This window comes from Planococcus notacanthi (genome assembly GCF_030407825.1).
In the GTDB taxonomy this organism is placed as follows: Bacteria; Bacillota; Bacilli; order Bacillales_A; family Planococcaceae; genus Planococcus; species Planococcus notacanthi.
Map to the genome: position 1 here is coordinate 1,125,800 of NZ_JASDCQ010000001.1, position 17,384 is coordinate 1,143,183.

The 17,384-nt window shown below is 44.4% G+C and carries 21 protein-coding genes and 1 other annotated feature; of the genes, 6 read left to right on the top strand and 15 right to left on the bottom strand.

Annotated features, from left to right (window positions below; translation table 11 throughout):
• Window positions 1-75 precede the first annotated feature (75 nt).
• Window positions 76-567 carry a DinB family protein gene (locus tag QMA01_RS05485; RefSeq protein ID WP_191715799.1) on the bottom strand — a complete coding sequence of 164 codons (492 nt, stop codon included), beginning with the start codon at window positions 565-567 and terminating at the stop codon, window positions 76-78.
• Window positions 568-788: 221 nt separating this feature from the next.
• Between QMA01_RS05485 and QMA01_RS05490 the strand changes: the two genes are divergently transcribed.
• From QMA01_RS05490 to QMA01_RS05500, 3 genes are all read left to right on the top strand, one after another.
• On the top strand, window positions 789-1,649 hold the full coding sequence (locus tag QMA01_RS05490; protein WP_290214494.1) for a site-specific integrase: 861 nt from the start codon (window positions 789-791) through the stop codon (window positions 1,647-1,649).
• A gap of 272 nt (window positions 1,650-1,921) precedes the next feature.
• Window positions 1,922-2,464, top strand: a complete 543-nt coding sequence (locus QMA01_RS05495) for a cysteine hydrolase family protein (RefSeq protein WP_191715801.1) — start codon at window positions 1,922-1,924, stop codon at window positions 2,462-2,464.
• A 90-nt stretch (window positions 2,465-2,554) separates the two neighbouring features.
• Window positions 2,555-2,815 (top strand): GlsB/YeaQ/YmgE family stress response membrane protein, encoded by a 261-nt coding sequence (locus QMA01_RS05500; RefSeq protein ID WP_191715802.1) that lies wholly within the window; start codon window positions 2,555-2,557, stop codon window positions 2,813-2,815.
• 40 nt (window positions 2,816-2,855) lie between these two features.
• On the opposite strand, the gene QMA01_RS05505 is transcribed toward QMA01_RS05500, so the two are convergent.
• A complete protein-coding gene (locus QMA01_RS05505) occupies window positions 2,856-3,494 on the bottom strand; it encodes a lytic transglycosylase domain-containing protein (protein ID WP_290214495.1) in 639 nt (212 codons plus the stop codon).
• 273 nt (window positions 3,495-3,767) lie between these two features.
• Between QMA01_RS05505 and mscL the strand changes: the two genes are divergently transcribed.
• Window positions 3,768-4,157 carry a large conductance mechanosensitive channel protein MscL gene (mscL, locus tag QMA01_RS05510; RefSeq protein WP_191715804.1) on the top strand — a complete coding sequence of 130 codons (390 nt, stop codon included), beginning with the start codon at window positions 3,768-3,770 and terminating at the stop codon, window positions 4,155-4,157.
• A gap of 8 nt (window positions 4,158-4,165) precedes the next feature.
• Here the strand turns inward: mscL and QMA01_RS05515 are convergent, their stop codons facing one another.
• The 4 genes from QMA01_RS05515 to QMA01_RS05530 all read right to left on the bottom strand — a co-directional run bounded on the left by QMA01_RS05515 (window position 4,166) and on the right by QMA01_RS05530 (window position 5,464).
• Complete coding sequence (locus tag QMA01_RS05515; protein WP_290184978.1) at window positions 4,166-4,729, bottom strand: SCO family protein; 564 nt, start codon at window positions 4,727-4,729, stop codon at window positions 4,166-4,168.
• 94 nt (window positions 4,730-4,823) lie between these two features.
• On the bottom strand, window positions 4,824-4,952 hold the full coding sequence (locus QMA01_RS05520) for a YvrJ family protein (RefSeq protein ID WP_006831430.1): 129 nt from the start codon (window positions 4,950-4,952) through the stop codon (window positions 4,824-4,826).
• Window positions 4,953-5,008: 56 nt separating this feature from the next.
• Window positions 5,009-5,224, bottom strand: coding sequence for a DUF2922 domain-containing protein (locus QMA01_RS05525; RefSeq protein ID WP_191715806.1), 216 nt, complete (start codon window positions 5,222-5,224; stop codon window positions 5,009-5,011).
• A 21-nt stretch (window positions 5,225-5,245) separates the two neighbouring features.
• The gene (locus QMA01_RS05530; protein ID WP_191715807.1) at window positions 5,246-5,464 is read right to left on the bottom strand and encodes a DUF1659 domain-containing protein; all 219 of its coding nucleotides are present in this window, start codon (window positions 5,462-5,464) and stop codon (window positions 5,246-5,248) included.
• Window positions 5,465-5,584: 120 nt separating this feature from the next.
• On the opposite strand from QMA01_RS05530, the gene QMA01_RS05535 reads away from it, so the two are divergent.
• Window positions 5,585-6,019 (top strand): DUF2621 domain-containing protein, encoded by a 435-nt coding sequence (locus QMA01_RS05535; RefSeq protein ID WP_290214496.1) that lies wholly within the window; start codon window positions 5,585-5,587, stop codon window positions 6,017-6,019.
• 14 nt (window positions 6,020-6,033) lie between these two features.
• On the opposite strand, the gene QMA01_RS05540 is transcribed toward QMA01_RS05535, so the two are convergent.
• The 9 genes from QMA01_RS05540 to QMA01_RS05580 all read right to left on the bottom strand — a co-directional run bounded on the left by QMA01_RS05540 (window position 6,034) and on the right by QMA01_RS05580 (window position 16,179).
• Window positions 6,034-6,534 carry a CcdC family protein gene (locus tag QMA01_RS05540; RefSeq protein ID WP_191715809.1) on the bottom strand — a complete coding sequence of 167 codons (501 nt, stop codon included), beginning with the start codon at window positions 6,532-6,534 and terminating at the stop codon, window positions 6,034-6,036.
• A complete protein-coding gene (locus QMA01_RS05545; RefSeq protein WP_191715810.1) occupies window positions 6,527-6,850 on the bottom strand; it encodes a thioredoxin family protein in 324 nt (107 codons plus the stop codon). The genes QMA01_RS05540 and QMA01_RS05545 overlap by 8 nt, the downstream gene beginning before the upstream one ends.
• A 25-nt stretch (window positions 6,851-6,875) precedes the next feature.
• Entirely contained in the window at window positions 6,876-7,586 is a 711-nt protein-coding gene (locus QMA01_RS05550) for a cytochrome c biogenesis CcdA family protein (RefSeq protein WP_191715811.1), read from the bottom strand.
• A gap of 287 nt (window positions 7,587-7,873) precedes the next feature.
• Window positions 7,874-9,658, bottom strand: a complete 1,785-nt coding sequence (locus QMA01_RS05555) for an ABC transporter ATP-binding protein (RefSeq protein ID WP_290184980.1) — start codon at window positions 9,656-9,658, stop codon at window positions 7,874-7,876.
• The gene (locus QMA01_RS05560; RefSeq protein ID WP_290214497.1) at window positions 9,658-11,412 is read right to left on the bottom strand and encodes an ABC transporter transmembrane domain-containing protein; all 1,755 of its coding nucleotides are present in this window, start codon (window positions 11,410-11,412) and stop codon (window positions 9,658-9,660) included. Before QMA01_RS05560 ends, QMA01_RS05555 begins: the two co-directional genes overlap by 1 nt.
• A gap of 363 nt (window positions 11,413-11,775) precedes the next feature.
• The gene (argH, locus tag QMA01_RS05565; protein ID WP_290214498.1) at window positions 11,776-13,149 is read right to left on the bottom strand and encodes an argininosuccinate lyase; all 1,374 of its coding nucleotides are present in this window, start codon (window positions 13,147-13,149) and stop codon (window positions 11,776-11,778) included.
• Complete coding sequence (locus QMA01_RS05570; protein WP_191716058.1) at window positions 13,146-14,381, bottom strand: argininosuccinate synthase; 1,236 nt, start codon at window positions 14,379-14,381, stop codon at window positions 13,146-13,148. Before QMA01_RS05570 ends, argH begins: the two co-directional genes overlap by 4 nt.
• Window positions 14,382-14,522: 141 nt before the next feature.
• The gene (locus tag QMA01_RS05575) at window positions 14,523-15,074 is read right to left on the bottom strand and encodes a DUF3221 domain-containing protein (RefSeq protein ID WP_290184983.1); all 552 of its coding nucleotides are present in this window, start codon (window positions 15,072-15,074) and stop codon (window positions 14,523-14,525) included.
• A gap of 157 nt (window positions 15,075-15,231) precedes the next feature.
• Window positions 15,232-16,179, bottom strand: coding sequence for an MBL fold metallo-hydrolase (locus tag QMA01_RS05580; RefSeq protein WP_191715816.1), 948 nt, complete (start codon window positions 16,177-16,179; stop codon window positions 15,232-15,234).
• A 118-nt stretch (window positions 16,180-16,297) separates the two neighbouring features.
• Window positions 16,298-16,503: a binding site (T-box leader), on the top strand.
• Window positions 16,504-16,552: 49 nt separating this feature from the next.
• Between QMA01_RS05580 and proC the strand changes: the two genes are divergently transcribed.
• Entirely contained in the window at window positions 16,553-17,356 is an 804-nt protein-coding gene (gene proC, locus QMA01_RS05585) for a pyrroline-5-carboxylate reductase (protein WP_191715817.1), read from the top strand.
• The last annotated feature ends 28 nt before the right edge of the window (window positions 17,357-17,384 follow it).

Consider the following 17,384-nt stretch of genomic DNA (forward strand, 5'->3'; position numbering starts at 1 on the left):
CCTAATGCTTGAGCATAAGTAAATTACATTAAAATTATACAATGTGATAAGTTTTTCGAATGACTTTCTTTCGACTCAATCGAGTTTGCTTAAGGTCTCTTGCAGTTGCTTGAAATGGCGCTTTTCGTGTAAGCCCACAAATGGAAACCACTGGACCAGAGGTACTTTCCCAAAGACCGGGTGCGGCATTGATTTTTGTTTCAGCTGTTCAGGCGTAGCCTGGCTGTACACTTCGTACAGAAAATTATGGGAAGCATTCAGGCGTTCTTTCATTTCTTCGAGTGTAACAAAGTCTTCGGTGGGCACTACGTGTTTCGGAGCATCCACTTTAAAAGAACGGCTGACAGTCAACGCAATCGGTTTTTTCACCGCTTTTTCACCAGTTTCTTTTTTCAGCTCACGGGATACGCCTTTGGCAACAGTTGTCTCCATTAATTGAAGATGATCCAAGATTTGAATAGGTGACCATTCTTCAGGTGTCGGTTTTCTGTTCAGCTTTTCATCAGGCATCCCTTCTACGGCCTGCAGAATCTGGTTCCTGATTTTGGCATTGTCTTCTTTGAACATATCAGTATGCACCTTCGTTTCCTCTAATTGCCTATCCTTATTAACATACCCTAAATCGAATGGTTTATATACATTTATGGCGATAGATTTTCTTTTCTCTTCTATAGAAAGAATAAAAATGAGATTGGTTTCTTCAAAATAGGAACGAAAGGGAAAATACGTTCTATTTACCTGTATTAATGGTATAATTTAAGGAAATCCCTTAGAAGAGGTGACGCTTTATGCCTTATGGTTACGAGAAATTCCGATTGGACAACGGCATCAGCCCCAACACGGTTGTCCATGAAGTCCAATTGATCCGCTCGCTCTTCGCTTTTCTTAGGCATACGTACAAAAGACCGGTGGAACCTCACGAAATCCGTCCTTCCGATATTCAGCAATTTCTGCAGGACCAGCACGCTGCCGGCATCAAAGACAGCACACTGAACCGAAAACTGATCTATATAAGAAGATGGTTCGATTATATGTGGCAGATCGGACGCATTCCCAACGATTTTATGCCCAAGTTCAAATTCAACAGAAAACTGGATTTGACCCCTTCCGATATTCACTTGGATTACGAAGACCTGCTGAAAAAGAAAGACGCGGTGCTCGAAGCCGATCACCTTTCATTAAATGCTAAGATTTTATATATCCTTTACCTGCGCGGCCTTCGCCTGCGGGATATGGTGGCTATTGATATCGATAACTTTGAAGACCGAGATGGCAAGCTGGCGTTGGCAGTCGAGAAAAAAGACGGCTATCAATGCCGCCTTGAATTCACAGACAAAGAAATCCCTGTTATGTTGGATGGAATTGAACGCGCCGTCTTTCGCGGTACGTCCTACCTGTTATCTTCGAAAGTGAAAAATGAATACACCATGTTCCAGATGGGTTCATTGTCCGATTACACCGAAGCCCTTTCCTCGTTTGTCGGCATGCCCATGAGGTCAGGTGATATTCGTTTTGCTTATGTATATTACCTTTACTCTGTGGAGCATAAGAATTTGGAAGAAATCCAGGAAATTTTAGGAGTTTCACTCGACTCCGCATCCCGAATCCTAAAAGATTCTTTGGTCCGCCTGAAAAGAGGCACCCATTAAAAAAGCCTATCCCATTGAAAACGGGATAGGCTTTTGCTTGTTTCGCTTCATGTCAAGAAACCGAAATCCAATGCAAAATTAAAAATAAGCAATGTATGAAGGACCACAAATATTAACGCTTGTCTGTCAAGCTTCTCAACATTTTCGTATTGCATCAAGACCACCCCTCCCTTATGAATAGTCTGATTATACTGAATTCGAATGAAGATGGCAAGCATTGTTTCTTTCTCCTGCTTTTAGCTATAATCAAGAAAAAGGATTGGAGTGATTTTATGAAGAAAGCATTATTGGTTGTCGACTATACAATAGATTTTGTAGCAGATGATGGAGCCTTAACCTGCGGAAAACCAGGACAGGCTATTGAAGAAGCGATTTGCAATCTGACAGAAGAATTTTTGACTGAAAAAGAGCTGGTGGTTATGCCGGTTGATCTTCATGAAAAAACCAACGCCTTTCATCCGGAAGCAGAACTCTTTCCTCCCCACAATATAAGAGGAACTGCCGGAAGAGAACTTTATGGCCGCCTAGCAGAAGTCTATAAAGCCAATGCCGACCGGATCATTTGGATGGACAAAACCAGATACAGTGCATTTGCCGGTACCAACCTGGAATTGCTGCTGCGGGAACGAAAAATTGAAGAAATCCATATCGTAGGCGTTTGTACAGATATCTGTGTACTGCATACTGCGGTCGATGCCTATAACAAAGGCTATAAAATATTCATTCATGAAAATGCTGTTGCAAGCTTTGATCAAGCTGGCCATGATTGGGCCCTGCGCCACTTCAGCACTACCTTGGGCGCACACGTTTTATAACTTTTTTTCTCTTTTATGTTTCAAACGTCCTGATTCCGGTTATACCTAGAGTGTAGCACTTATTCATTACATTAAAAGGAGCTGGAAAAAATGGGTTTTATTTTATACCTTATTATGGGCGGTATCATCGGTTGGATCGCAGGAATGATTTTAGGTAAGGATGTTCCAGGCGGCATTATCGGTAACATCATCGCAGGTATCATAGGTGCCTGGTTAGGTGGATTGATTCTAGGAGATTTAGGTCCTGTCATTTGGGGCGTAGCTATTATCCCTGCATTAATCGGTGCTTTGATCTTCGTATTCGTTCTTAGCCTGATTATGGGATCTATGAGAAAAGGCCGTAGAGCCTAATAAAAAAAGAGTGGACATATGTCCACTCTTTTTTTTGCCGTCAATTATAATCTTCTTCGTAAAGATGATAATAATGAAGAACATCTGCTACGTATTCCTCACTATGGTTGTACTGGAAAATCGCTCTTTCCAAATCCCCATCCGCTGCTCCATTTAGGGACAGATAGTTGGCTGCACTGTACAGTGCATCCGTTAAATTATAAGGATCTGCTATGCCGTCTCCATTGCCGTCAACTCCATAACCGCCATAATAAGCGATTACTTCGAGGTTGGTCTTGTCTTCTTCGCTGATCTCCCCTTGGCCTTTCCCAGAACAAGTCGGATGTCTCCATCCCACAAACGTACAAGGCATAAATTGCAGATGCCCTTCTGCCCCTACTGGAGACAGCAACGGATCCATTGTCGAAAATCTTGTTTCGATCCGGTGATGCGCAGCCAGCAACGTCCATGGAATGCCATATGCTTCAGCTGCATCTTTGTAAAGCGGAATATTTTCTTCTGGAAATTCCATCTCTATCAAGTGGCTTGGTGCTTCTTTGAGCGTAGTGAACACAGAAGCCGAATTGGCCAGCATAAAAACAAGGATTCCTAGTGTCGCTAAGACAATGGCCCCTGGCACCAAAAGGATCAGGCAACCGATTTTCCGCTTCCATTTCATGGGTAGTTTCTTTTTTTTCATTTACACACACCTATTATCCCGTTTCAACAGACAACATAACTCCACTTTTCCAAGCGGAAATAGCTAGCTGTTAAAGCTTGATTAAATACTAACAATCAATAGAGACGAGTCCCTAATGATTTAAGTTGCTTTTTATCTATATCTTTTAGTGTAACATAGCTTCCAGACTATATCGTTCCATACACCGGTGCTCTTTCAAAAGCACTCTTGTATTTCTTTATTTTTCAGAATATTTCTGATAGACTAAACAAATGAACAGAGGAGGTGAATACTATGTGGGAAGATTTTAAAAAGTTCGCCTTAAAAGGAAATGTCCTTGACCTTGCAGTAGCAGTCGTTATCGGTGCCGCTTTCGGGAAAGTTGTTTCTTCTTTGGTGGAAGACATCATTATGCCACTGGTCGGGATTTTGGTCGGTGGAATCAGCGTGGAGAATTGGAGCTATACCTTCAATGACGTAGTCTTGAATTACGGGCTATTTATCCAAGCTATCATCGATTTTTTTATTATTGCATTCTCCATCTTCATGGTGATCCGCGTTTTCACCAAACTGAAACGCAAAAAAGATGTACCTGCCGACGAAGAACCGGAAGTCCTGGACAAAACTCAGGAAATCCTTCTCGAAATCAGAGATCTTTTGGGCAAAGAAAAAACCGGTCTTTGACCGGTTTTTTACTTCCCTTCAATTAATCCGCGCAAGTCTTCCTTGATCTCTTCTACCGGCACATCTTCAAAACCGTCGTAATTATGGGCAACGGTTCCTTCTTGATCCACTAAATAAAAAGCGGTACCATGAATGACCTGATCACTTTCAGGATCATTTTTGACAAAAGAACTGAAATTATCTTTCGCAAATTCAGCTATTTCGGGTTGTGTATACCCCGTCAACAGGTGCCATTTTGATTCATCAGGAACCGAATACTTCGCTAAATAATCTTGCATCGTCTCAGGCGTATCCACAGTCGGATCGACACTGAACGCTACTATTTTATAATCTTCAATTCCCTCAGCTTCCAACTCTTCCTGAATCCCGCTTAAATTGAAAGTCATTGGCGGACAGACAGTTTCACAATTCGTGAACATAAAAGTCGCCAGCCATGGCGTTCCTTTTAAATCTTCAAGAGACACCGGTTCTCCCCGATGGTCTGTATAGGAGAAATCCTCAATTGTTGAACTGCCGCATGCTGTTAACAGCAGAACCAGGCTGAGCAAAGCCAAAAAGTAAGTATATCGCATAAAATGCCCTCCACTCTTCCGTCATCCTTATCATAGCGAAAGCGCAGAATCCGCACAATACATATCGCGCTGCCATTGTCACGAATTTGTGAAGTCAGGACAGCTTTAATGTAATCAATGCGTCATGAATCGCGACCAGTTTCGTTTCCACACGATGCATCAAATAAAATGACACAAAAATGGGGAATCCGAGTTCTTGGATCCATTGCATCCACTCAGCCATAGTTTCACTCCTTTCTACTGAAAAAGAAGCTCTCCCAAATCAGGAGAGCTTCTTGCTTATACTGCGTACTCTACAATATTCCGTTCAACCACACGCGCACCTTTTACCGATGCGAATGAAGAACCTTCCACTTCAAAAATATCCTGAGCGATGATTGCCTGCATTCCTGCCAGCAATTCTGCATCGTTGATATTTTCCCGTGGCTCTTCTACAGTCAAAGTGACGTCTTTCCCAGCAGTGGTTGTAAAAATCAATTCCAATGTTTTAGCCATTTTCCATTCCCCCTATGCCGATTATTGGTAGATCGTGATGGTCGATTGTTTCTCGACATCCATCAACGTTCTTGTTCCGAAATTTGCCAGTACAGCTGTTGCTCCGAAAATGTTGTCTGTGGCTGCTGTTTCTTTCACATTGTGGTACGCTTTAATCTTTTTCTTTACTTTGCCGTTGGCATCCAAGCCGTTTTCGTAAGTGCAACGGATGCTGGCGTTTTTAAAATCACTAAAGGCCATGTTTACCACCTCCTTTCATTCGCTATATAGACACAGATGAAAAAAAGAGATACATTTTTAATGAATTTCTTTTCAAACCCTTCTATAATAGAAGTAATGGGAAAAACGAGGTGAAACAATATGGAACTGAGTGGCTGGTTTTTATGGTTTATCCTATTTTGGGTTGTGGTGCTGGTTGGGTTATTCGCGATTGGCGGATATTTCATGTTCAGAAAGTTCCTCAAGTCCATGCCAAAGGAAGATGGCCTTTCAGATTTGAACTGGGAAGAATATTATGTCGATAAAACCATCCATTTATGGGGGGATGAAGAAAAAGCGATGTTGAATGAGCTGGTGCAACCTGTTCCTGATTTATTCCGTCCGGTTGCAAAACAGAAAATCGCGGGCAGGATCGGACAGGTTCTGCTTGAAGAAAAAGTTAAAAAGATGAAACTGGAACATATTATCCGTGGATACATCCTGGCAACACCAAAGCGTGACCATAAGTTTTTGCGGAAAAAGTTAGCTGAACTCAAGATTGACGTAAGCCCTTACGAGCAATATTTTGAACAATAAAAAGCGCTGCTCCCTTAGATGGGAACAGCGCTTTTACCTTTTGCTGCGATTTTTTTATATTGCCAAAGCATGCTCAAACGCCATGGCCAAAGCATTCCGAATGCCAGAATCCAGAACATGCCTCCTAATTCGCCGACATCAATGCTAGAGCTTAATACCACTTTTCCAACTACGCGCAGAAGCAATAGCCCAAACAGGATGAAAACAAAGGCTTTCGATTGTTTCAAATAAATCTCACCATCACGGACTTCGAATTTCGAAGTCCAAATCAAGACAGTCGAGAAAAGAATACCGACACCTAATGCTTCGAGAATCTGTATAGGTGCTACACGAAAGATTGGAAAAATGAACATCAACGCACCAGTCGACATGAAGAAAGGCGGCAGAATGATTTTTTTGACCGATGCCGGTTTTTTTGCCGATTTCGAACGGACAAACATGGCTAATAACCCCATAGCGAATGCCCCGGCGGTAGTGATAATCAAATAGACTTCTGAAGGAATCTGATCAAACATTCAAACTCTCCTCCAGTTCATCCAACCGGTGGCGCAATTCATCGATAGGCACGAACCGCGCCCATCGTTGAATTTCTTTCCCTTGACGGAACAACAGGATAACCGGTGCAGTAAAAAGCATCAACTGTCCTGCCAATTCCGGCACTTTTGCCGCATTAACCAAATAGAAAGGCAGCCCGTAATCGGATTCGAACGCTTCGACCTGCGGGCGCAACCCTTCACAAACCGAGCAATTTTCCGTTTTTACAAATAACAGAAATGATTGCTCTTGTGCAATTTTTGATTGATATTCTTCTATCGCAGAAATGATTTCCATCTTGCTCACCTACTTAGTTGTTGTTTTAAAATCCTTGGAAATCACCAAAGACTGGGCTCATGATCCGGATTAAATACGTCAAACCGTCGAAGAACAGCAGAATTCCGACTGCAATCATAATGTAACCGCCAATATTCATGATTTTCTTGTTATGCTTGCGCAGCCAACCCATACGCGTCACGAAGAACGATAGGACGAAGAATGGAATCGCAAACCCTAAAACATAAGCCAGCATGTACCAGACACCTGATCCCGGATTGGTGGCAGCAAGAGCGTAAATAGCTGCTGTAATCGGTCCTGTGCAAGGTGTCCATCCAGCTGCAAATGCCAATCCGATAACAAATGTCCCAAAAAATCCGGAAGGCCGGTTTTTAAATGAGAACTTGCGGTCCTGCATAAGGAATTTCGGTGAGAAGACACCAACAATCATCAATCCGAATAAGACGATGAAGATTGCGCCTACCTGTCGAATCAATTCATCATATCGGATAAACCATTCATAGAAAAATGAAGTACTGAATCCGAGGGCTATAAAAATTGTTGAAAACCCTAAAAGGAAAAACAAGGTGTGGAACATGCCCCGGCGTTGCATGACTTTTTTATCGTTTTTGATTTCATCCATGGTCATACCTGTTATATAGGATAAAAATGCAGGATACAAAGGCAAAGTACAAGGTGAAACAAAACTTAAAAAGCCGGCTCCAAAAGCCAAAAATAAATTGATATCAGATGCCACTGGTAATTCTCCTTCCTATACTTCTCCCATCTTACCAAATATTTATGCGAAACACCGCCCTTGCGCCTGTGAAATCTTTGTGGACAAATGCCTAATTGTTCTCTTTGGTAGCTTAAACCCCTGCTGAATGTCTCTTTTTCTGTTTTGCCACTGTTTTTTTCTTGTTGACGTGTTTAGGTTTTAGCCTAAAACCTTTTGTAGTTTACTACATAGTAAGTAAAAAAGAGCATTACTTAAAATCGGATAAAATTTATGAAATAAAAAAGAACGGCCTGAGCCGTTCATTTTCACTCAACAATACCATTCTGAAGCAAATACATTTTGTGGTACAGTCCGCGTTGATAAAGCAGCTGCTGATGTGTTCCTTGCTCGACGATTTCGCCGTTATGCAGCACCAAAATCAAATCCGCATCCTGGATGGTGCTGAGCCTATGCGCAATCGCAATCGTCGTTCGTCCACGCCGCATGCGCTCCAAACTGGCTTGAATAGCCACTTCAGTTTCCGTGTCAATGTTCGCGGTGGCTTCATCGAGCACCAGAATCTTGGGATCGGTTGCCATCGTCCGCGCAAATGCCACCAATTGACGCTGCCCGCTCGAAAATGTCGAGCCCCGTTCTGTAACTTGCTGGTTATAGCCTTGCGGCAAAGTTTCAATAAACGGGTTGGCCTGTACAAATACTGAAGCTTTTCGGACCTCATCGTCCGTCAGTGTTTGATCATACAACCGGATGTTGCTGGCGATCGTTCCGTAAAACAAGAAAGGATCTTGCAGCACCAACCCCATTTTCCTGCGCAGTTCATCTGTTTCATATTCTTTTACTGAGTTGCCGTCAATCAGGATTTCCCCTTTTTCGAATTCATAAAAACGCAGCAATAAATTAATGATGGAACTTTTTCCGCTGCCGGTGTGGCCGACTAAAGCGATCGTTTGCCCTGGCTTAGCTTTAAAGGAAATATTCTTCAGCACTTCCTTATTGCCATCATAGGAAAAACTGACATTGCGAAATTCGATTTCGCCATTTGTGATTTCACCAGCAGTGCCAAACTGCCGGGGTGCTTTCTCCTGTTCATCCAGCAGCAAAAAGACGCGGGAAGCAGCCACGATCGCTTGCTGAAAAATCGACAGCCGCTGCATCACTTGATTGATCGGTTCAAAAAAGCGATCGATGTATGTCACGAATGCATAGATGACGCCGACTTCCACCGTGTTTGAAAATGAGGTGATGCCGAAATAACTGAGCAGCATGATGAGCGCCAATGCGTAGACGAGGTCAATCGCTGGACGCAGCAGCAGACCATCAATTTTGATATTGCGTTTTCCGGCCTGCCAATGTTTGTCGTTGATCTCATTAAACTCATCTTTCAGCCTTGTCTCCTGGCCAAAAGCCTGGATCATCCCCATCCCCTGAATTGATTCGGATAATTTGGCATTCAATTGCCCGAGGCGTTCCCTTAGATCCTGGTAAAATACCGAGCTGTATTTTCGGTACAGGTAAATGATCCACCCAAGAATCGGCAACAGCAGAAGGGTAATAAGGGCCAATCGGAAATTCAGGAAAAACATGGCGATGTAGACGCCGACAATCAAAAAGGCGCTTTGGATAAAGCCGATAAGGACAGTGACGAACATTTCCTTGATAGCTTCGGTGTCATTGGTGACGCGAGAAACGATGCCGCCTGCTGGAGTCTGGTCGAAATAACGCATCCCCAACCCATGCACTTTCGCAAAAGCATCAATCCGCAACTGCTGGATAATCTTTAATGCCGCTTCCTGAAATTTCAACAGTTGAAAATAACTGATGATGACATTGGATGTTTGAATAAACAAATAAGCGCCTGCCAATCCTATAATCGGCCCTGTCGGAAAGTTTCCGGGCGTCAAATAATCATCGATGAATATTTTAATGAGCAAAGGACCAAGGACATCTCCAAGCACCGTCAAAATCAACAGCCCCATCGCCAAAATCAGCATTTTCTTATGCGGCACCAAGTATTTCAGCAAGCGTCTGAACACAATCAATTGGTCCCGTCCGGTAAGTTCCTGTTGTTTTTGAGTTTCTTTAGCCAACATTACAACTCGCCTCCCTGTTCGACGAGCGCTTCCAATCGCTGCAGCTCATACATTTCATAGTATTGCCCTTTTTTCTTCATCAATTCTTCGTGCGAACCGATTTCCGCAATGGTGCCTTTGTCCATCACCAAAATCTGATGGGCATGTTGGATGGCGCTTAAACGGTGTGAAGTGATGATGGTGGTTTTTCCGCTCCGTGTCGTCTTCAGTGACTGCAAAATCGCTTCTTCTGTCTTGGCATCCACGGCAGACAGCGAATCATCCAAGATCAGCAGCTCCGGCTCTTTCAGCAATGCCCGTGCAATCGAAATCCGCTGTTTCTGCCCACCAGACAACGACACGCCGCGCTCTCCCACCATTGTTTCATAGCCTTCCGTAAAGTTCTCGATGTCTTCATGAATATGGGCCAATGATGCAGCTTCCTGAATTTCCTGGAGACCGGCATTTGGCTGCGCGAATGCAATGTTACCGGCAATGCTTGTCGAAAACAGGAAATGGTCCTGTGGGACATAGCCGATCGCCTGACGCAAACGCTGCATTTTATAGGAATCGATCGATATTCCGCCAAATAGGATCAAACCTTCATAATCATCAAATTCCCTTAGCAGCAGACGCAGAATAGCGGATTTCCCCGAACCGGTCTTCCCTGCAATTCCCAGGGTTTCACCTTGTTTGACAGTAAAGTGGACATCTTTAAGCGCCGCCCGCTCGTCTCCGGTGAATTTGAATTGGTCAATTGAAAAGGACAAGCCTCCCGAAGGTTCTTCATCGACGGCATCTTCGCGGTCATCGATATCAACCGGTTCTGCCAGCAATACCCGAATGCGGTCATAAGAGGCGCGCCCGCGTTCCACAATATTGAACAGCCAGCCGAACGCCAACATCGGCCATACCAAAAGCCCGAGATAGGCAGTAAAAGCGACCAAATCTCCGATGGTCATCTCCCCATTCACGACGAAATAAGAACCGAAACCGATGGCCAGAAAATAACAGATGCCGATAATTGCAGAAATTGTCGGATCGAATAAAGAGTCGACACGCGCCACCCGGATATTCTCTTCCACCACACGTTCCGATAAACTTTTAAAATCATCGATGTCTTGCTGTTCCTGGCCGAAGGTTTTGATGACCTTCATTCCGGAAATGCTTTCCTGGGTTTTGTCATTAAGCCCTGAAAAAGCCTGCTGCGCCCCGTGAAACCGCTGGTGCATCATTTTTCCGTAATAATTGGTCATATAAGCCATCAACGGCATCGGCAACAACACAATCAAAGTCAATTTCCAATCAATGGTGAGTGCCATGGCCGCGATGACGAAGCCGCCGGTCGCGATGGAGTCGACCAGCGTCAGTACACCCGCACCCGCTGTCTGTTGCACCGCCTGCAGATCATTGGTGGCATGTGCCATCAAATCACCGACACGACGTTTTTGATAGAAAGCCGGAGACATCTGTGTAAAATGCTGAAACAGCTGTGCCCGCAGATTACGTGCCAAAATGATGGAGGAACCGAATATCAACAGACGCCAAATGTAGCGCAGCACGTACATCACTAAAGCGGCGCCAGCCAGAATGGCCAACCATGTCGCAAGGTATTCCGGCGTCAAGCTGCCTTCACTGATGCGGTCCACTACAAATCCGATAATGCGCGGAGGCAATACACCAAGAAATGCCACCATCAGCAACAGCAGGATCCCCAATGTGTATTGCTTTTTTCGTTCTTTGAAAAACCAGCCTAGCTCCCAAAAGACTTTCATCGCATCTTGCCCCTTGCTTTTTAATGTTTTACTCATAACCCACTGAGCCATTTTTTAGTTACTTGAATAATGGGACTTTTTTTGCCTGCCGTTCATGCAAAACATAGACAAATTCAGCTGGTACCGATATTTTTTATCTCATATATTTTACCAAAGCCTGTTAACTATTGGAAAGAGAATATTTCGATTTGCAAAATAAATCAGTCTTGCGGCTGAACTTCTTTTTCTCTGTATACCTCAATCATTCTTCAGAAAAAAAGGCAAAAAAAATAAAAGCCGATTTTCCATAGGGGAAGAGGAAAATCGGCTTTTATGGACCGGCAGCGGGTACCAACCGCCAACGGCTTTATAGAGATGGACTTTTTACCCGATGAGCTGCTTGGCAAGTCCCAATTGATGATGTACTTGTTCAAAACCAGTGCCGCCCAGTGAGTTTCTTCGCTCTACTGCAGTTCTCGGCATCAACGTATTGTATATGTCTTCATCGATCAATGGACTTGCTTCCTGCAAATCTGCAAGAGGCAGGTCTTTTAAGAAATAACCGCGCTGGATGCATGTGAAAACCAGTTTTCCGGTTACATCGTGCGCTTCGCGGAACGGCATGCCTTTGGCAGCGAGGTAATCCGCCAATTCCGTCGCATTGGAGAAATCCGAATGAACGGCTTTTTCCATGGAATCGGTACGGACGGTCATGGTGCGGATCATGCCTTCGAAAATCGGCAGCGATCCCATCAGCGTATGGACCGTATCGAACATCCCTTCTTTGTCTTCCTGCATGTCTTTATTGTAAGCAAGCGGAAGGCCTTTCAAGGTAGTCAGCAAGCCAAACAGATTGCCGTAGACACGGCCTGTCTTACCGCGGATCAACTCCGCCATATCCGGGTTTTTCTTTTGGGGCATGATGCTCGATCCCGTTGAGAAGGTATCATCCAGCTCGATAAAGCGGAATTCTTCGCTTGACCACAGAATGATTTCTTCCGCAAAACGGGACATGTGCATCATCAGCATGGACGCATTGCTGAGGAACTCCAAAATAAAATCACGGTCGCTGACAGCATCCAAGCTGTTCTGGTAAACGTTTGAAAAGCCCAATAGCTCGGCTGACAATTCACGGTCAATCGGGAAAGTCGTGCCCGACATCGCTCCCGCTCCAAGCGGAGAAATGTCAATACGCTTCAACGATTCCGTTAACCGCTGTTTGTCGCGCTGCAGCATCCAGAAATACGTCAACAAGTGATGGCCGAAGGAAATCGGCTGGGCACGCTGAAGATGGGTATAGCCCGGAACAACCGTTTCTACATGCGTTTCCGCTTGTGCCACAATAGCATCCTGGAACGCCGTGATGGCTTCGATGATTTCCTGGACGCGGTTTTTTAAATACAGATGCATATCAGTCGCTACCTGGTCGTTTCGGCTTCTTGCAGTGTGCAGCTTGCCGCCGACAGGTCCGATTTCATCTATTAAATGCTTTTCCAAGTTTAAGTGGATGTCTTCATTCGATACACTGAATTCTAAATCGCCGTCCTGCGCTTTTTGTTTCAGCGTTTTAAGACCCGATAAGATCAGATTTGCATCTTCTTCCGGAAGGATGCCACAGGCAGACAGCATTTTTACATGCGCCGTACTGCCTTCCAGATCCTCCATCACCAATTTTTGATCGTAGGAAATTGAAGCGCCGAACTCATCGACCCACTGTTCGGCCGATTTTTGAAAACGGCCGCCCCACAGTTTGGTCATGCTTTCACCTTCTCTTTCAAATCTTCAGGTACTGTAACTTCTTTTTTATTGACCATCGAGTTGACAACTGTTGGAAGGCCCCATAATTCGATAAAGCCGACTGCAGATTCATGGTTGAATGTATCATCCGTAGAATAAGTCGCCAATTGCTCACTGTATAGAGAATTAGGTGATTTACGGCCTTCAATGATTGCATGTCCTTTAAACAATTTCACACGTACAGTTCCGTTGACATAAGCCTGTGTTTCTTTCAAGAATGCTTCGAGCGCAACACGCAATGGAGAGAACCATAGTCCTTCATAGATCAATTCTGTCAGTTTCTTCTCAATAACCGGCTTGAAATGAGCCATTTCTTTTACCAATGTGATGTCTTCCAACTCTTTATGCGCAGCAATCAATGTCATGGCAGCAGGAGCTTCATAGACCTCACGCGATTTGATGCCGACCAATCTGTTTTCGATATGGTCAATTCTTCCCACTCCATGCTTGCCGGCAATTTCATTTAGTTCAAGGATCAAGTTAGAGAATGAGTACGAAACGCCATTCAATTGAGTCGGTACGCCATTGACGAATTCAATTTCGACGATGTCTGCTGTGTCTGGGGTGTTTTCAAGTGAAGAAGTAATGTCATAAGCTTCTTCCGGCGGTGTAGCCCATGGATCTTCCAATACGCCACATTCATTTGCGCGGCCCCATAAGTTTTGGTCGATAGAAAACGGGCTGTCCAAATTAACCGGAATCGGAATGTTATGCTCTTTTGCATAAGCGATTTCTTCATCACGTGACCAAGCCCATGCACGCACAGGCGCTACCACTTCAAGGTTCGGATTCAATGACTTGATGGATACTTCGAAACGTACCTGGTCATTCCCTTTTCCAGTGCAGCCGTGTGCTACAGCAGTAGAGTTTGTCGCTTCAGCGATTTCTACCAATTTTTTCGAAATCAATGGACGCGATAACGCAGATACTAACGGGTACTTACCTTCGTATAGCGTATGCGCCTGCAATGATATTAATGCATATTCTTCTGCAAATTCGTCTCTTGCATCGATCATATAGCTTTCAACCGCTCCGACTTGAAGCGCTTTTTGTTTAATGAAGTCCAAATCTTTTCCTTCCCCGATATCCAGGCAAACAGCGACGACGTCGTAGCCTTGTCCCTTCAGCCACGGAATGGCCACTGATGTATCTAATCCACCTGAGTATGCGAGTACAATCTTTTTATTCAATATGAAAACCTCCAATGTATTTTTATGCAATGTTTGAAATGAATATACAAACTATATCATGGATTTTTGCCCAGCGCAAGAGATACAACTATAATTTTTCATGAAAAAAAGCAGCCGCAGCTGCTTTCTTTTTCTTAATTTACTTTATTCTCCGTCAATTGTATAGTCATATGTCTCGAGATCGATCCGCACTTCGGAAATTTCCCCTGATTCCATATTGTTGAAAAGGAAGCCGATTTCATTATCACGGACAATGGGCTGGCCCATCATGATCAGGCGCGGCAATTGTTCCTTGGTAATGAATGCTTCAAGTGCTTCCGATTGTTTGGCTGAATCCTCATCGGTCAGAATCGTCACCGTTTCCGCCTCTCCCTGCATTGGAAAGGACTCTTCAAGAGGCCCCTGGTAATCCAGGCTCACTTTCATTCCAGTTCGTATATCCCGCACTTCAGCTTCCGTCGCTTCGGCGCCATCACTAAATTGAACTTTCACATCTTCGGGAATGCTGAAATAAATACTGTTGATTAAAATATCGGTTTCATTGATCTGTGTAATAAAACCTTCTTCTGTCATGCTTTTCTGTTCGACAGCCATCTCGGCTTGATCGGCTTGTTCTTTTTCAGCCGGCTCAGCTTCTTCATTTGAACATGCTGCCAATAACAGGACACTTGCTAAAAATAAACTCCATTTTTTCAAAACGACCCAATCCTTTTCCTGTAATTTCGTGATGCCAAAACCTATCGACCAGCTAATTTTACCTGTTGTACGGAATAGTTGCAATTGTCAGCAATGAGCCGATTGGCGTTTTTCTTACGCCTGAAAACCAACATATCGCTACGCGCGAATTTTCAATTCATACCTTATTATAATAGAAAATTCCATCCTCACCCAAACGCTCTGTAATCAGACCGTCTTCCAGCAGGTAATCGATTTGCCCGATGGTTTCCGATAGCGTCAGGCCAAGTTCTTTTTCGTAGGCATGGGCAAACAACTCTTTTGTCAGCCCATAGACAGTACGCTCTTCGTCACCGATCATCCCCAACGCTTTCATGGCCCGCTGATGCTGTTTGGTGAGGCGGGCTGTAATCAATTCATCAACATTTCGGATTTCTTCACCGTGCCCGCTGTAGATTACATCCACCGGCATTTTCAGCAAGCGGCTGAGAGATGCATTGTATTGCAGCAGCGATTTCGGCCGCCCTTGTGTCGGATCCAACGGCGGTTCAATCAAAGGATTTGAGGAAACTTTGGCTATAACGTGGTCACCACCGATCATTTCATGCGTTTCTTTATTCCAAAAAGACAAATGGCTCTGTGCATGGCCCAATGTTTCAAGGACTTGCCATTCAGGGTGGCCTGGCAGCGTATCGCCTTCATTAATGGACATATCAAGCGGACGGCTCCCCATCAGATTTAAGGGGCGCTTCATCTTCTTGACCCAAAATTCCAGATCGCCTGGAACCCCTTCTTCTTTTAACCGCTCCAAATAGAAGGCATCATGATAATCAAAGAAATTTTGGTCACGGCGCAACCAAGGATCGTTGTAAGGATGCCCATATAATTTTGCATTTTCGAAGCCGTCCACCCACCCGGCATGATCAGGATGGTGATGCGTCAACACAACTTGTTCTACGTCACCTGGTTCTGCACCAAATTCTTTTAATCCTGCTTTAATGGCCATCCAGGCTTCCGGTGTTTTCGGACCAGCATCAATCAACGTCAGCATATCCCCTTTTAATAGATAGGAATTGACGTCTCCTACCGCAAAGGGTGTCGGAATAATAATCTTATGTAAAGTCAATATGGCCATCTCCTTTAAATGAATCGCTATTCATCCATCATACATGGAAAACGGAATGCCGTCACTTCTTTCAGGCATTTGACAAGAAGCCGATTTATCCTCTATAATTCACTATCATATGTGAGCGAAGATAAAGATCAGTACACGGAGTGATGGAGTAAAGAGAGTGCAGCTTTTGCTGAAATGCGCACCCCCTCTCCTTTGTGGAACCTGCTTTTGAGCTGCCGTGAAAACACGGCCGTTTGTCCGCGTTATGGACATCGAGTGGTGTCTTTATGGCAAACTTAGGTGGTACCGCGGAAACAAAGCGTTTTCGTCCTTGTAACAACAGGGATGATTGCGCTTTTTATTATGAAGAAAGTTGGTGAGTCGAATGAAAATCGTATGTGTAGGAGCCGGCTCTATGGCCGAATCGATGATCCATGGCTGGATCAATAAACGAATCATGAAACCGGAAGAAATTTCCGTTATGAACCGATCCGATCAGGACCGTTTGGAATTTTTGAGTGATGAATACGGCGTCAATATCGTCTGTCCAGAGAAAACGGAACTGAAAGATGCCCACTTTATCCTCTTGGCGATGAAACCGAAAGATGTGGAAGCAGCGCTAAGCGGAATTAAAGATAAACTGGTTGGCAATACCGTCATCTTGTCAGTCGCAGCCGGTGTATCCATCGACACCATCCAACGGCATGTCGGGAATTTCCCGGTTGCCCGCGCTATGCCGAATACATCTGCTAAAATCGGCAAGTCGGCTACTGGAGTTGCCTGGAGCAAACACGTGTCGCTTGAACAACAGCATGAATTGCGCAAGCTCCTGTCTTCCATCGGCAGCGTGACCGTTGTAGCAGAAGAACAATTGCATGCAGTGACAGGCGTTGCCGGAAGCGGCCCTGCTTATATCTATTATTTCGCAGAAGCGATGACAGAAGCGGCAGTCGCCAATGGATTATCCCATGCCGATGCAAAAAAATTGGTGCGCCAAACTTTTTCCGGTGCAGCCGAAATGCTCCAACAGGAAGATTTCGCGGAACTGCGGATAAAAGTGACGAGCCCGAATGGTACAACAGCAGCCGGCCTCAAGACACTCGAGGAAAATCATTTCAAGGAAACGATTGGAGCTTGTGTGACAGCAGCTTCCCAGCGTTCCCAAGAGCTCGGAAAAGAATTTAAGTAAACTCTTCTGTATAATTTACAGTTGTATC